This is a genomic window from Streptomyces sp. NBC_00829 (genome assembly GCF_045161795.1).
In the GTDB taxonomy this organism is placed as follows: domain Bacteria; phylum Actinomycetota; class Actinomycetes; order Streptomycetales; family Streptomycetaceae; genus Streptomyces.
This window is the reverse complement of the sequence record NZ_CP108867.1, coordinates 5,276,089-5,290,515: the sequence shown is the minus strand read 5'-3', so window position 1 is coordinate 5,290,515 and position 14,427 is coordinate 5,276,089. Positions and strand designations below refer to the sequence as shown.

Genomic DNA, 14,427 nt, shown 5'->3' with positions numbered 1-14,427 from the left:
GTGCCTCCCGGTCTTCCTGATCCAGTTCTGATCTACCGGAAGGCACCAACGCGGGCAACGCCGGATTTCATCCCGCCGCAAGAATCGGGCTCATCAGCGGGTGGCCGGAACCGCTTCCTTCGCGGCCGTTTCCGGCGTGGCCGGGAGGGCCTCGTGCGGGACGACGGGCGGCGCGAAGACCTCGGCCGTCGCGGTGGCTGCCGGGGCGAGGTCCTTGTGGACCGCGCGCGCGACCTTCTGGATGCTGTCGACGCCGTACTGCATGGTGCCATTGTCCTGGGTCAGGACGGAGATCGTGTAGCTGTGGCCGCCGCTGGTGAAGGCGCCCACGCTGTGGACGCGCCAGCCGTGCGTGGCCCGCGAGAGCCAGCCGTTCTTGATCTGGACCCGGGCGGTGCTCGGGGCGCCGGCCGAGGTGCCCCAGCGCTGCGAGGGCACGACCTTGTACATCAGGCCGAGGATGTAGCCGCGCGAGGCGTCGGTGAGGACGCTGTTCTTCAGGGCCAGCAGGTTCATCAGCAGCATCTGGTCGCCGGCGCTGATCTGGGTGAGGCCCCAGTAGCCGCCGCCGCCCGGGATGGTGCGGGACATCTTGGCGACCGTGAGGAAGTTCTGGACCTTGGTGACGCCCAGCTGCTTCCACAGTGCGCTGGTGGCGGCGTTGTCCGACTTGGTGATCATGTCGGTGGCCAGCTGCTGCTCGCGAGAGGTCAGCTGGCGGCCGGTCTTCTGGGCGTCCCACATCAGCGTCGCCAGCACGGTGACCTTGACGACGCTCGCGGAGTCGTAACGGTCGCCGCTGCGCAGCCCGCAGGTGGTGTTCGTGGTGTTGTCGCGCACGGCGACGGCGGTCGTCGAGGCTCTGCCGCCGACCGCGGTGGCGATGTCCTGGGAGAGCTTGGCGGCCAGTCCCGACGTGCCGGAGGTGCAGCTGACCGTCGGCGTGGCGGCCGAGGCGGGCGTGGCGCCCGCGGCGAGCGGCACGAGCGTGGCCGCGGCGAGCACCGCGGCGGCCGTGCGGGCGCGGCCGGACATGCGGCCGCCTATTCGGTGGTGAGTCATGAAGGCTTTCCCCGTCCCCTTTATGCCTGGTGGGGAGCGCCTTTCCGGCGCACCCGACACACATGACTCACGACCGGGTGAAAAGTTGTACGCGCTTTCGCCCGAGGGCTGAACAGTTGCGCATCAGTGATGCGGCAGCCGCGCGGCGAGCCGGTGGAGGCGGGTGATCCGGGTCACGTTCCGGTTGTCGTCGCAGGCGAGGAGGAGCCGCGGCCGGTGCCGTTGCCTTCAGGCGTCCCGGCGCCGCAGCGACTCCCAGCCCGCCCACAGCGCCGCCGCGACCCACAGGCCGAGGACGCCGAGGCCCGTCCACGGGCCCAGTGCGCCGGTGGACTCCTGCAACAGGGCCTGCCTGCCCGCCCGGTCGGGGAGGAACTCCACCACGCTCGCGTCCTGCGAGACGTCCCCGATCACGAACGACACCATCGGCGCGGGTCACCTTCGCGTGATCGGTGAACACCCGCCGGAAGAGGTCATGACCGGTCTGGCCGGTATGCCGAAGGCACCAATCCTGAGCCCCCTCTTGCTCACCCTGAGAGCCGGACTCAGCGGCGCACCCGGGGGCAGTGCAGAACGCTTCGTACGTGACTCCGCCTTCCGCCTCATGGCGGATGGTGTGCTCTACGAACCGGAACAGCGTGCGCGTCATGCCGGGCACCTCCCAGCATGCCGGTAGACGACGACTGGCGGACCGGACTGCCTTTCCAGCGTCCCCCGATGGCAGAGCTCAAGACTTTCGATGGGCTTCATGCACGCTGGGCACGTCTCGCCTTTCGGCGCGTACGTCGTGTACTCCCGCTGACTTGCGTCCGTCTCGCTGCGCGTTTGCGTCGTCATGCCCCGATGGTCGCGATGGACAGCGCACGTCTACAGGGACGCAACGGCCTAGTTTCACGGCCTTAGGCGGCGACTCCCAGAAACTCAGCGAGCTGGCGCAGACCAGCCGGGCGCGATGGTCCCGCCCAAAGGTCACTGACTATGGCCACAGCAAGCGTGTGATGCCGCATCCACCCGGGCGCAATCTCCCGTAGGCGCGTGAGGGCTTTCACGGCCCCCTCAGCGTTCCCTAGGTCCGTATGGGCCCGTGCCACGTCCAGCAACAGCCACGTGCGCCAGGAAGGCGGCGTATCGGCACTGAGGCGCATTCCCTTTGCGAGGCTCAGTGCCTCTTCCGGCCGTGCGTGCTGGACAGCAAGGCGGACGCGCTCAATGCGAACGGATGAGCGGCTGAAGACAGACACCATCTTCCCGTCAGCCGGGGGCGGCAACGTGGCAAGTCGGCGGGTCGCATTCTCCGCTGTCGTCATCATGTCGTTGGCAGTGTCGTAGTCGCCGGAACGGGCGGCAGACGTAGCAGCGGACATGATGAGTCCACCCCAGACCCGTAGCCCCTCAGCGGTACTTCCGTGGTCCTTCTCGACACCATCAGCGGCGTAGACGGCAAGGTGTTCGGCATCGTCCAATCGGTTCTGCCGCTGGTAGTTCCAAGCCACGCTGTTGCTGATCATCGGGGCTAGCAGCGGATCAGAGGAATCAGAAGCCGCATTCATCGCACGCTCAAGAGCCGACAGCGCAAGATCAGTCTTGCCTAAACGGATCGCAAGGTGTCCGCCCAATTGCAGCGCCTTACCCAATGCCGCCTGCCCGGCTGCCCGCTCATCCGCAGTACCGACAGCAGCGGCAAGGCGAGCGTCCGTGATGATGCCCGGCAGCGCGTCCATAAGGCGGCCGAACTCAGCGTCGTGGTACAGGGTCCAGCCGTCGGCGATCTCGCGCCGCAGGAGCGCCAGGGACAGCCGCTCAGCGCCGTTCGGCTCAGGGGGCGGGGCGAACAGCGGGGGCATGATTGCGCGGCGCACAGCGACCAACTGAGGCGGGTCAGCTTCGCCGTTGGATGGTACGCCGGGCGGGTCTCCCAGTAGCGCCGTCAGCTCAACCCCTAGCCCACGGGACAGCGCGTGAAGGGTGGGCAGGCGCGCGCTGTGCTTCCGTCGCTGCTCCAGCTTGCGGACCACATCCACGGACACGCCGGAGCGCTCCGCCAACCCCTCTTGCGTGAGGTCCGCCAGTCGGCGCAGACGCGCTACCCGGTCGCCCAAGTGCTCAGCCATACGGCAAGCGTACGGGCGGTGGGCCCCGCTCGTGTCGGAGTCGCCCGGAACGCACAGAAGCCCCATAGCGCCCCAGGAAACTCCCAGGGGCTACGGGGCTTCATCGCGCTCTACCCGGGAAGCCCTCGGCCAGGAAGCATCCGGCGTGCGGTCCCGTCGTCGTCTAGCGCTTCGATCGCGCCGAGTGCGAACTCATCGAGACGCGAGAGCAAGTGATCGGCGGCCTGCGGACCGCCAGACTCCGCACGTCCATCGAAATCCAGGCCCCAGGGGGAAGTTACCCCCTCACCTCGGCCAAGCGTCTGATCAGGCTGCTGGCCGAGGCGCCCGCCGACCTCCATGTCGAGACACTTGTCGAGGGCGGCAACGGTCCACGCGGCACCCTGGAACGGCTACGGCCCGAACCGGCCGACATGCTGCCCAAGGACAGCACCCAGATGACCGGATTCCGGCTGTCGTTGTTCAAAGGCATGGGCGCCACCCGCGGCAGCGCCGAATCCGGATTCATCCGCAGCGTCGACGAGTCCGTGGACCGGTTCTACGCGAGCGTCGTCGCGCAGCTGGTCTCCTTCGAACGACGCCCGGGAAGCCCCTCGCAGCCCATGGAACCGGCTGCCGTCGGCTGAGCCCGGCTGCCGTCGCGAACAACGCTGACGACACCGGATCCGTCGTGCTCATTCAGCCCAGTCCACAGCCCGCGCAGACCTGGGCCCCGCTCGTGGGATGGCGGCGGGGCCCAGGGACTGGGGAGGCAGGATGCCGTCAGAGGTGCGTCGGGGCGAACATCCGCAGAACCGCCGGGAGCACGACCACCGAAGGGCCGGGCTCCGTCAGGGACTTGGCCAGGTCCTCGGTGAGGGATTCCGGCGTCGCGCGGACCGCCGGGACGCCGAAGGACTCCGCCAGAGCCACGAAGTCCGGGCGGGACAGTTCCGTCGCCGTCGCCTCGCCGAAAGTGTCCTGCATGTACTCGCGCAGGATGCCGTAGCCGCCGTCGTCCACGATCAGCCAGGTGACCGGGAGGTCGTACTGGCGCGCCGTCGCCAGTTCGGCGATGGAGTACATCGCGCCCCCGTCGCCGGAGACCGCGAGCACGGGCCTGCTGGTGTCGGCCACGGCCGCTCCCAGAGCCGCCGGGAATCCGTAGCCGAGGCCGCCCGCGCCCTGCGCCGAGTGCATGGTGTTCGGGCGGCGGGCGTCGAAGGCGGACCAGGCCCAGTAGGCGAGGATCGTCATGTCCCAGAAACTGGGCGCGTCGTCGGGCAGAGCCTCGCGTACGGAGGCCAGCACCTGTTGCTCCAGGGTGAGGTCCTGGGACGCGATACGTTCTCGGACCTTGCCGAGTACGGTGCGCACGGTCTCGGCCGCCGTGTCGTCCGGGCGCTCCTCGACCGTCTCCAGCAGTGCGGTGAGCGCGAGCCGCGCGTCCGCGTGGATGCCCAGGCCCGCGTGGTTGGACTCCAGCTTGCCCGCGTCCGCCTCGATCTGGACGACCCGGCCGCGGGGCGCGAACGTGTGGTAGTTCGAGGAGAGTTCACCGAGCCCCGAGCCGACGACGAGCAGCACGTCCGCGGACTCCAGGTAGTTGGTGGTGTGGCGGTCCTCCAGCCAGGACCGGAGCGAGAGCCGGTGCTCCCAGGGGAAGGCGCCCTTGCCGCCGAAGGTGGTGACGACCGGCGCGTTGATCTTCTCGGCGAGCGCGAGGAGCTTGCCGGACGCGTCGGAGCGTACGACTCCGCCACCCGCGATGATCACCGGGCGGGATGCATTGGAGAGCAGGTCGGCGGCGACCGCGGTCAGTTCGGGGCGCGGCACGACATCGTGCGCGGTCGCGTCCATCGCCGTCACCACGGGCAGGGCGGTCGGGGCGAGCAGCACATCCTGCGGGATTTCCACCCAGACCGGGCCGTGCGGAGCCGTCAGTGCCGACTCCCAGGCCGCGGCGATGGCGGACGGGATCTGCGACTGGGTACGCGCCGTGTGGACGGACTTCACGATGTCCCGGAACGAGGCCTGCTGGTCGCGCAGTTCGTGGAGGAAGCCGTGACGGCCGCCGCCGAGACCGGGCGTGGGCACCTGGCTGCCGATGGCGAGCACCGGGGCGGACGCGGCTGCCGACTCCTGGAGCGCGGCCAGCGACATCAGCGCGCCGGGGCCGGTGGAGAGCAGCAGCGGGGCGACCTCGCCGGTGATCCGGCCGTAGGCGTCGGCGGCGAAGCCCGCGTTGTTCTCGACGCGCAGTCCGACGTAGTGGAGCGAGGAGCGGCGCAGCGCGTCGAACATGCCGAGGGCGTGCTGGCCGGGCAGTCCGAAGACGGTGGTCGCGCCCAGTCCGGCCAGGGTCTCGACGACGAGGTCGCCGCCGTTGCGCCCGGCCGGGGGGTTGAGCGCGGCCGTCACCTGCTGCTCGGTGGGACGCAGCACCAGATCGTGGTCGTCCGTCACTTCTCACGCCCCGCTGCGATCTGACGGGACATGATCGTGGTCAGCTCGTACGCCGTGTGGGAGGCGGCGACGGAGGTGATCTCGGCGTGGTCGTACGCCGGAGCGACCTCGACGACGTCCGCCGAGACGAGGTTGCAGGAGGCCAGGCCGCGCAGGATCTCCAGCAGTTCGCGGGAGGTCATGCCGCCGGCCTCGGGGGTGCCGGTGCCCGGGGCGTGCGCCGGGTCGAGGCAGTCGATGTCGACGGAGATGTAGAGCGGACGGTCGCCGATGCGCTGGCGGAGCTGGTCGGCGACCTCGTCGGCGCCGCGCCGGTAGACGTCGGCGGAGGTGACGATGCCGAAGCCGAGCTTCTCGTCGTCCGTGAGGTCCTGCTTGCCGTACAGCGGGCCGCGTATGCCGACGTGGGAGAGCGCCTCGGTGTCGAGGATGCCTTCCTCGACGGCACGGCGGAACGGGGTGCCGTGGGTGTACTCCGCACCGAAGTACGTGTCCCAGGTGTCCAGGTGCGCGTCGAAGTGCAGCAACGCCACCGGGCCGTGCTTCTTGGCGACCGAGCGCAGCAGAGGCAGCGCGATGGTGTGGTCGCCGCCGAGCGTCATCAGGCGCGCGCCGGTGCCGAGCAGATCGTCGGCCGCGGCCTCGATGGTGTCGACGGCCTCGTTGATGTTGAACGGGTTCGCGGCGATGTCGCCCGCGTCCGCGACCTGCGCGAGGGCGAAGGGCGAGGCGTCCTGGGCCGGGTTGTACGGCCGCAGGAGCCTCGACGCCTCACGGATCGCGTTGCCGCCGAAGCGCGCGCCGGGACGGTAGGAGACCCCGGCGTCGAAGGGAACACCGACCACGGCGACATCGGTGGTGCCAACCTCGTCGAGCTGCGGCAGCCGGGCGAACGTGGCGGGTCCGGCGTACCGCGGGATACGGGACGAGTCGACAGGGCCGCGCGGCTGTTCGTTGCTGCTCATGCGTTTTGCCTTCTTTCATACGCTTCGTCGCTATTTGACTCTAGCTGGCTACAGGGGCGGGTTCGGCCACGGCCGTCTCTTCTTCGGCGCCCCGGCCCGCGAGACGCTCGCGCCAGTTCGCCAGCACCGCCGCGTCCGTCGGCTCGGTGGCCAGCGAGACGATCGCATAGGCCGCGAGCGACAGGAGCAGGCCGTAGTAGACGGGCTCGTTGGCGAGGATTCCGTAGGTGGCCATCAGGCCGATGACGGCGAGGCCGCCGACGACGACCGAGGCCAGCGCGCCGTGGACCGTGCCGCGCTTCCACAGCAGACCGCCGAGGATGGGCACCAGCAGGCCGCCGACGAGCAGGTTGTACGCGACGGTCAGCGCCTCGACGACGTTGTTGAGCGCGATGGCCGTACCGATGACGCCGACGCCCATGATCAGGATGAAGGCGCGGTTTCCTCTGACCTCGTCGTGGTCGTCGCCGCGGGTGGTGACACCGCGCAGCCGCGACCAGATGTCGTTGTTGGCGACGGTGGCGCAGGCGATGAGCGCCCCGGAGGAGGTGGACATCACGGCGGCGAGCGCGGCGGCGAGCACCAGGCCGCGCACGCCCATGGGCAGTTCCTCCTTGACGATGGTCGCGAAGGCGTCGTCGGCGTTGGGGAGCTTGGGGTAGAGGACCTTGGCGGCGGTGCCGATGACGGCGCCGGCGAGGGCGTAGACCAGGCAGTAGGTGCCGGCGACGGTGCCTCCGTGGCGGGCGACCCTGTCACTGCGGGCGGTGAACACCCGCTGCCAGATGTCCTGGCCGATCAGCATGCCGAAGGTGTAGATCAGCACGTAGGTGAAGATCGTCTCGCCGCCGATGCCCAGCGGGTCGAAGTACTCGGTGGGCAGCTTCGCCTTCATCTCGCTGAAGCCGCCGGCCTTGACGACCGCGATGGGCAGCAGGAGCAGGAGGACACCGACGGTCTTCACGACGAACTGGACCATGTCGGTGAGGGTGATCGACCACATGCCGCCGAGCGTGGAGTACGCGACGACGATCGAGCCGCCGAGGATGATCGCTACGGTCCGGTGCATGTCGAAGAGGACGTCGAAGATCGTGGCGTAGGCGATGGTCGAGGTGACCGCCAGCATCAGCGTGTACGCCCACATCACCACGCCCGAGATGACTCCGGCTCTGCCGCCGTAGCGCAGGTCGAGCATGTCGGAGACGGTGTAGACCTTCAGCCGGGCGATACGCGCGGAGAAGAAGACGGAGAGGGCGAGGAGGCCGAGGCCGATGGTGAAGACCATCCAGGCGCCCGACAGGCCGTACTTGTAGCCGAGGCCCACACCGCCGATGGTGGAGGCGCCGCCGAGGACGATCGCGGCCATGGTGCCGGAGTACATCGCGGGGCCGAGGCGGCGGCCCGCGACCAGGAACTCACTCTTGGACTTGGCGCGGCGCATGCCCCACCAGCCCATGCCGAGCATGCCGGCCAGATAGACAACGATCACTGCGTAGTCGACAGCCATCGGCTTTCCTTCCGTCCCGTCCCCCGGGTCCTCAGGTCGTGGTGAGACGACGGTAGGTGGCCGGAAAGCAACGCTGAAGTGTACGTTTCATCCATTGTCGAGGCCTCCAATGGATGGACTGTCCATGCCCGAGACCACAGCAGCACCACCGACCCCACCGATTCCTCTTGCCGCGCTGCTGGCCCGCGAGGACCTCGGTCTGCGCCAGATCGCCGGTCCGGTGGAGGCAGGCGCGGCGGTGCACATGGTGCACACCTCCGAGATGGCGGATCCCTATCCGTATCTGCTCGGCGGAGAGATGCTGCTGAGCGCGGGAGTGCTGCTGAAGGACCCCGACATGTACGTCTCGCGCATCGTGGAGGCGGGGGCCACGGCACTGGGCTTCGGGCTCGCGCCGGTCCACGACACCGTCCCCGCCGAGCTGATCGAGGCATGCGACCGGCACGGTCTGCCGCTGATCGAGGTCCCCCCGCAGACGACGTTCACGGCGGTGGCACGGGCGGTGTGGCGGCTGATGGCGGAGGCCCGCCACCGGGAGCTGCGCCGGGTGACCCAGGCACAGCAGGGCCTGGCCGCGGCGGCGGCCCGCCCGGACCCGGTCCCCGCCGTCCTCCACCAGCTGGCGGCCCGCCTGGGCGGCCTGGCGGTCCTGCTGGGCCCGGACGGCACCACTGTGGCCTCGTCGGGCCGTACGCCGTCCGCCGAGGTCATGGCGGGGCTGACGCGGCTGGCACGTGTGGTCCACCCGGACACCTCGTCCGGGGGCACGGCCCGTCCGGCCCCGGCGTCCGCGACGGACACGGTGTCGCCCCCGCCGGTGTCCGCGTCCGCGGAGCCCGCGGGGGCCGCATCCGCTCAGCCCGGCAGCCCGGCACCGGCCGCAACCACCGGACCCCGGAACCCCTCGCCCGCCGCATCGACCGGCACCCGGAACCCGGCACCGGCCGCAACCACCGGACCCTGGAACCCCTCGCCCGCCGCATCCACCCGGCCCAGCAGCCCGGCACCGGCCGCGCCCGCCGTCTCGCACCTCTCCGCATACGCCCTCGGCGGCAGCCAGGGCCTCGTCCTCGGGCTCGCCGCACCCGCCCGCGAGGCGGGAGACCACACCGTCGCCGGGGTCGCCGTCGTACTGCTCTCCCTGCTCACCGCCCCGCACCAGGGTGCCGACGCCGCCGGCCGCAGCTCCGCCCTCGTACGTCTGCTGCTCGGCGCGGGCCCCGCAGAGACGGCCTCCCAGCTGGGACCTGAGCCCTGGACGGTGGTCCGTGGGCGGGGCGGCGACAACAGCCCCTTCGCCGCGTCGGCGCTCGGGGCGGCGCTCGGCAGCACGCTCGTGGACCGGGATGCCGACGGGGACGTACGCGTTCTCCTCCCGGCCTCCGGGGAGGTCGCCCCCCAGCCGGGCTGGACGCTCGGGGCGAGCGCCCCCACGGGCCCGGGGGATCTGGCGGCGGCGGACGTCCAGGCGGCCCGCGCGCTGCGCCACGCCACCGCCACCCGCAAAGACCTGGTCCGCCACCGCGACACCACCCCGGTCGGCCTCGACGAGGCCCGCCGCCGCCTCGCGCCCCTTGCCGGCTCCCCCGCCCTCGTGGAGACCCTGCGCACCTGGCTCTCGCTGCACGGCAGCTGGGACCGGACCGCCACGGCCATGGACGTCCACCGCAACACGGTCCGCCAGCGCGTCGGCCGCTGCGCGGCGCTGCTGGGCGAGGATCTGGACGACCCGGACGTACGCATGGAGCTGTGGTTCGCGCTGCGGCACGGCTGAGAGGCGCGATCGCCCGCCACCGCCGCGACCCGCACGAAGTGAACGCGCCGTACGGGGGGACGGTTTCTGGCGGGAGCCCACCATTCGCGTGCCACAAGCCTGTCGCTTCGGGCCAAGTCCCTTGAGACTCAGGCGTGTTGGAATCTCATCATGGCCACTCCTGCCGACGGATCCATGCGACTCGCTCCGGAAGAGCCCTCGCGCCGCCTGCGCGCCGAGATCGAGCGACTGCGCGACGAAGCGACCGCACAGCGGGCACTGGCCCATCGAAGAGCCGACTTCTGGAACACGGCCCACATCGTGCTGGGCTTCCCCGCGGCGCTGCTCGCCGCCGTGGCCGGAGCCGCGGGACTGGCCACGGCGGAGGCACGCGTCCCCGCCGCGCTGCTCGCCCTGGCCTCCGCCGGTTTCACGGCCGGGGCGGGCTTCCTGCGGAGCGACGCCCGGCGCATCGCCAACAAGCGCGCCCGGGGGGCCTGGGCCGACCTGGAGGGCAGGGCCGGCGTGAAGCTGGCGCAGGAGCGCCTGACGCCCGAGGACCTGCGCGAGCTGCTGGGGTGCCGGCAGAGCGCGTTAGCGGCGTACGACGGCGAGGACCCTGGGACGGGCCACCCGCCGGTGAGCGGAGGCTAAGCGTCCGCCCCACCCGCCCCGCCCGCCGCCCAGACCCACCGCCCCCTCCACGCCCCCTCCCGCTCGGCAGTGTGCCGAGCCTCACCCTGGACAGCCCCGGTGACCCCCCGGTAACTTGACTGAGCAAGCGCTTAGAAAAGCTGGCTCAGCAGATCCACGAAGGAGGGCGTCCCGTGCGCCGTACCGTGTACAACGAGGACCACGAGGCGTTCCGCGAGACCATCCGTGCCTTCATCGAGGCCGAGGTCGTCCCCGTCTACGACGAGTGGTACGCCGCCGGCCAGGCACCCCGGGACTTCTACTACAAGCTCGGCGAGCTGGGCGTCTTCGGCATCAACGTCCCCGAGGAGTTCGGCGGCGCGGGCCTGGACACGCACAAGTTCGAGGCCGTGCTCTACGAGGAGACCTCGCGCGCGGGCGTCAACTTCGGCGGCTCCGGCGTGCACGTGCTGCTCGCCCTGCCCTACATCAAACTGCTGGCCGACGACGAGCAGAAGAAGCGCTACCTGACGAAGTTCGTCACCGGCGAGGAGATGTGGGCGCTGGCGATGACCGAGCCGGGCACCGGCTCCGACGTCGCGGGCATGAAGACCACCGCCAAGCTCTCGGAGGACGGCACGCACTACGTCCTCAACGGCGCCAAGACCTTCATCACCGGCGGTGTGCACGCCGACCGCGTGATCGTGTGCGCCCGTACGTCCGCCCCGCGCGAGGACGACCGCCGCTTCGGCATCTCCCTGTTCGCGGTGGACACCAAGTCCGAGGGCTACTCCATCGGCCGCAAGCTCGACAAGCTGGGCCTGCGCACCTCCGACACCGCCGAGCTGGCCTTCGTCGATGTCAAGGTCCCCGTCGATGACCTGCTCGGCGAGGAGAACAAGGGCTTCCACTACCTCGGTCAGAACCTGCCCTCCGAGCGCTGGGGCATCGCGTTCGGCGCGTACGCGCAGGCCAAGGCCGCCGTCCGGTTCGCCCAGCAGTACGTGCAGGAGCGCACGGTCTTCGGCAAGCCCGTCGCGCACTTCCAGAACACCAAGTTCGAACTGGCCGCCTGCCAGGCCGAGGTGGACGCCGCCGAGGCCGTCGCCGACCGCGCCCTGGAAGCCCTCGACGCGGGCGAGCTGACCCCTGCCGAGGCCGCCTCCGCGAAGCTCTTCTGCACCGAGGTCGCGCACCGCGTCATCGACCGGTGCCTCCAGCTGCACGGCGGCTACGGCTACATGAACGAGTACCCGATCGCCCGCCTGTACGCCGACAACCGCGTCAACCGCATCTACGGCGGCACCAGCGAGGTCATGAAGTCGATCATCGCCAAGAACATGGGCCTGTAGGGCCGCCACGGCAAGGCGGTTACCTTCCTCCCATGAGCGAAGCACTTGACGACCTGCTCGATCTGCTCGATGTCGAGCAGATCGAGCAGGACATCTTCCGGGGGCGGTCCCGCTCGGCCGTCGTACCGCGCGTCTTCGGCGGACAGGTCGCGGCCCAGGCGCTCGTCGCCGCGGGCCGCACCGTCCCCGAGGACCGCACGGCGCACTCCCTGCACGCGTACTTCCTGCGCATGGGCGACCCGGGCGCGCCGATCGTCTACACGGTCGACCGCATCAGGGACGGCCGCTCCTTCACCACACGCCGGGTCGTGGCCGTCCAGCACGGACACCCGATCTTCCATCTCTCGGCGTCGTTCCAGACGGACGAGGAGGGCCTGGAGCACCAGGCGGAGATGCCGCCCGCGCCGGCCCCCGAATCCCTGCCGACCGCGGCCGAGATGCTGCCGCGCTACGCCGGGGACTTCATCGACCCCTCCACCGTGGACCGGCTGCTGGAGGCACGCGCCGCGGTCGATCTGCGCTACGTGGACGAGCCGCCCTTCGCCACGGTCGGGCAGGAGCGCGAGCCCCGCTCACAGGTGTGGTTCCGGGCCAACGGCAAGCTCGCCGACGACCCGCTGCTGCACGTCTGCCTCGCCACCTATGTCTCCGACATGACCCTGCTCGACTCGGTGCTCCTCGCGCACGGCCGCGGCGGCTGGGCGGTCGGCGATGTGGTGGGCGCGTCGCTCGACCATGCGATGTGGTTCCACCGGCCCTTCAGGGCGGACCAGTGGCTGCTGTACGACCAGCAGTCGCCGTCGGCGTCCGGCGGGCGCGGTCTGGGACAGGCGCGCATCTACACCCAGGACGGCCGGCTGGCGGTCTCGGTGATCCAGGAAGGCGTGGTCCGCGTACCCCGCGACTGACGGGCGTACGCAGCCGCTGATACCCGTTCCGGGCGGCGAAGCGCAGGGCGCGTCACCAGTCCGGCCCAACGGAGTGTCCGCAGTCCATCGGCGTCCGCCCCAAGGGGCCAAGGGCACGTGCGGGCCAGGGCCGCCGGCCCGCACGGCGGGTCAGCCGCGCGCCGTGAGCCCTGCCGCCTCCAGCAGATAGGCCGTCATCGGGTCGTAGAAGCGCGGGTCGGTGACATGGTCGTCCAGCGGGACGGTCACCTGGAGGGTGCCTTCCGCCTCCCCGATGAAGAGCGCGGGGTCGTTGCAGTCCGCGTATCCGACGGAGTCCAGTCCGCGCTGTCCCGCGCAGCCGGCCCAGCCGTGGTCGGCCACCACGAGGTCGGGCTGCGGCCTGCCCTCGCGCTCCAGACCGTCCAGGATCGCGGCCATGGGCGCCGGGGAGTGCGTGTGCCACAGGGTCGCGCCGCGCTCCAGCATCGCGACGTCGGCGAACTGGAAGACCATGCCCTCGTCCGCCGTGAGCCCACCCGGAATCCGTACGATCTCGCAGCCCGCGGCGCGCAGCGCGTCGGCGGTCTGCCGGTGCACGTCCAGGAGCCCGCCCGGGTGACCGGTGGCGAAGAGCACCCGCTCCCGCGCGGCGGCGGCCTTGCGCAGCCTGGCCGCGAGCCGCTCCAGGGCGTCGACGGTCAGCTCCGGGTCGATGGTGTCCTGCCCGCTGCGGTGCCCGGGGTCGTCACTGACACCGCACCGCTCGGACATCACGGCCAGCACGTCCTGCTCGTCGCTCCAGCGGTCCCCGAGCTCCAGGCCCAGCCAGTAGTGGCGGTCGCCGTTGGCGAGCTTGCGGTAGTGGGAGAGGTTGTTGTCGCGGGGTGTGGCGACGTCTCCTGCGATACGTGAGCGGACGAGGTGGTCGACAAGGGCGGCGCGGCTGGGTATCGGCATGAGCCCATTGTGCCGTCAGCGACCGGGGGCGCACCCAGCGTCCCGGACCCTGGACTTGGCGAAGCCCGGCCCGCACGCAGGCCGGGTGCCACGTGCCGGGCGAGCTGTCAGCGGCCCGTCAGCGGCGCTCCCGCCGGCCCTTCGCCGGTCGCGAGCGAGGCGAACGCGCCGTGCGCCAGCCGCCGCAGCAGGGTCTCCGTAGCCTCCCGTCCGGGCTGTCCGCTGCCGTACGAGCCGAGGTGCGGCGTCGAGTTCAGCAGCCCGAACACCGCGTGGACCGCCGCGCGCGCCTCCGACTCGGCGACGTCCGGGTGCAGGGCCCGCACCGCGGTGACCCACAGCTCGGCGTACTGCCGCTGGAGCTGCCGCACCCGTTTGCGTTCACTGTCGGGCAGGCGGTCCAGCTCGCGGTCGTGGAGGGTGATCAGAGGGCGGTCGTCCAGCGCGAAGTCGATGTGCCCGTCGATCAGCGCGGCGAGCAGCACCTCGGGGTCGGCCGCCGCCTCCTCGACCCGCAGCCGGCCGCCGTCCAGCAGGCGCTCGCTGATGCCCACCAGCAGTTCGGCGAGCATCGCGTCCTTGCCCGGGAAGTGGCGGTACAGGCCAGGGCCGCTGATGCCGACGGCAGCCCCTATCTCGTCGACGCCGACGCCGTGGAAGCCGCGCTCGGCGAAGAGACGCGCGGCTTCCTTGAGGATCTGCTCGCGGCGCGTCGGGGCTGCGGTCCTGGTGCTCATGAGAATTCATTCTAG

The 14,427-nt window shown here is 70.8% G+C and carries 12 protein-coding genes and 1 pseudogene; 5 read left to right on the top strand and 8 right to left on the bottom strand.

What is annotated here, in order from left to right; translation table 11 throughout:
• Nucleotides 1-93 precede the first annotated feature (93 nt).
• From OG293_RS23550 to OG293_RS23540, 3 genes are all read right to left on the bottom strand, one after another.
• Entirely contained in the window at nucleotides 94-1,062 is a 969-nt protein-coding gene (locus tag OG293_RS23550) for a serine hydrolase (RefSeq protein WP_406000776.1), read from the bottom strand.
• A gap of 228 nt (nucleotides 1,063-1,290) precedes the next feature.
• Complete coding sequence (locus OG293_RS23545; protein WP_406000775.1) at nucleotides 1,291-1,488, bottom strand: hypothetical protein; 198 nt, start codon at nucleotides 1,486-1,488, stop codon at nucleotides 1,291-1,293.
• A 473-nt stretch (nucleotides 1,489-1,961) separates the two neighbouring features.
• Nucleotides 1,962-3,173: a helix-turn-helix domain-containing protein gene (locus tag OG293_RS23540; RefSeq protein WP_406000774.1), complete on the bottom strand. Its 1,212-nt coding sequence runs from the start codon at nucleotides 3,171-3,173 to the stop codon at nucleotides 1,962-1,964.
• A gap of 212 nt (nucleotides 3,174-3,385) precedes the next feature.
• Here OG293_RS23540 and OG293_RS23535 point away from each other — a divergent pair.
• Nucleotides 3,386-3,799, top strand: a pseudogene (locus OG293_RS23535) (hypothetical protein); the annotation flags it as partial.
• A 136-nt stretch (nucleotides 3,800-3,935) separates the two neighbouring features.
• Here OG293_RS23535 and OG293_RS23530 read toward each other — a convergent pair.
• Genes OG293_RS23530 through OG293_RS23520 form a run of 3 tightly spaced genes read right to left on the bottom strand, consistent with a single transcriptional unit; the run spans nucleotide 3,936 to nucleotide 8,090 of the window.
• On the bottom strand, nucleotides 3,936-5,618 hold the full coding sequence (locus OG293_RS23530; protein ID WP_406000773.1) for a thiamine pyrophosphate-binding protein: 1,683 nt from the start codon (nucleotides 5,616-5,618) through the stop codon (nucleotides 3,936-3,938).
• Entirely contained in the window at nucleotides 5,615-6,583 is a 969-nt protein-coding gene (gene speB / locus OG293_RS23525) for an agmatinase (protein WP_406000772.1), read from the bottom strand. Before speB ends, OG293_RS23530 begins: the two co-directional genes overlap by 4 nt.
• Nucleotides 6,584-6,623: 40 nt before the next feature.
• Complete coding sequence (locus OG293_RS23520) at nucleotides 6,624-8,090, bottom strand: sodium:solute symporter (RefSeq protein ID WP_406000771.1); 1,467 nt, start codon at nucleotides 8,088-8,090, stop codon at nucleotides 6,624-6,626.
• A 124-nt stretch (nucleotides 8,091-8,214) separates the two neighbouring features.
• Here OG293_RS23520 and OG293_RS23515 point away from each other — a divergent pair, with 124 nt between their 5' ends.
• The 4 genes from OG293_RS23515 (at nucleotide 8,215) to tesB (ending at nucleotide 12,736) form a co-directional block, all read left to right on the top strand.
• Nucleotides 8,215-9,864 (top strand): PucR family transcriptional regulator ligand-binding domain-containing protein, encoded by a 1,650-nt coding sequence (locus OG293_RS23515; protein ID WP_406000770.1) that lies wholly within the window; start codon nucleotides 8,215-8,217, stop codon nucleotides 9,862-9,864.
• 150 nt (nucleotides 9,865-10,014) lie between these two features.
• Nucleotides 10,015-10,497 carry a hypothetical protein gene (locus tag OG293_RS23510; RefSeq protein WP_406000769.1) on the top strand — a complete coding sequence of 161 codons (483 nt, stop codon included), beginning with the start codon at nucleotides 10,015-10,017 and terminating at the stop codon, nucleotides 10,495-10,497.
• A gap of 173 nt (nucleotides 10,498-10,670) precedes the next feature.
• A complete protein-coding gene (locus OG293_RS23505; RefSeq protein WP_406000768.1) occupies nucleotides 10,671-11,828 on the top strand; it encodes an acyl-CoA dehydrogenase family protein in 1,158 nt (385 codons plus the stop codon).
• Nucleotides 11,829-11,860: 32 nt separating this feature from the next.
• On the top strand, nucleotides 11,861-12,736 hold the full coding sequence (gene tesB / locus OG293_RS23500) for an acyl-CoA thioesterase II (protein WP_406000767.1): 876 nt from the start codon (nucleotides 11,861-11,863) through the stop codon (nucleotides 12,734-12,736).
• A gap of 150 nt (nucleotides 12,737-12,886) precedes the next feature.
• Here tesB and OG293_RS23495 read toward each other — a convergent pair whose 3' ends face one another.
• Nucleotides 12,887-13,675 (bottom strand): phosphatase, encoded by a 789-nt coding sequence (locus OG293_RS23495; protein WP_406000766.1) that lies wholly within the window; start codon nucleotides 13,673-13,675, stop codon nucleotides 12,887-12,889.
• Nucleotides 13,676-13,782: 107 nt separating this feature from the next.
• Nucleotides 13,783-14,412 (bottom strand): TetR/AcrR family transcriptional regulator, encoded by a 630-nt coding sequence (locus tag OG293_RS23490; RefSeq protein ID WP_406000765.1) that lies wholly within the window; start codon nucleotides 14,410-14,412, stop codon nucleotides 13,783-13,785.
• Nucleotides 14,413-14,427 lie beyond the last annotated feature (15 nt).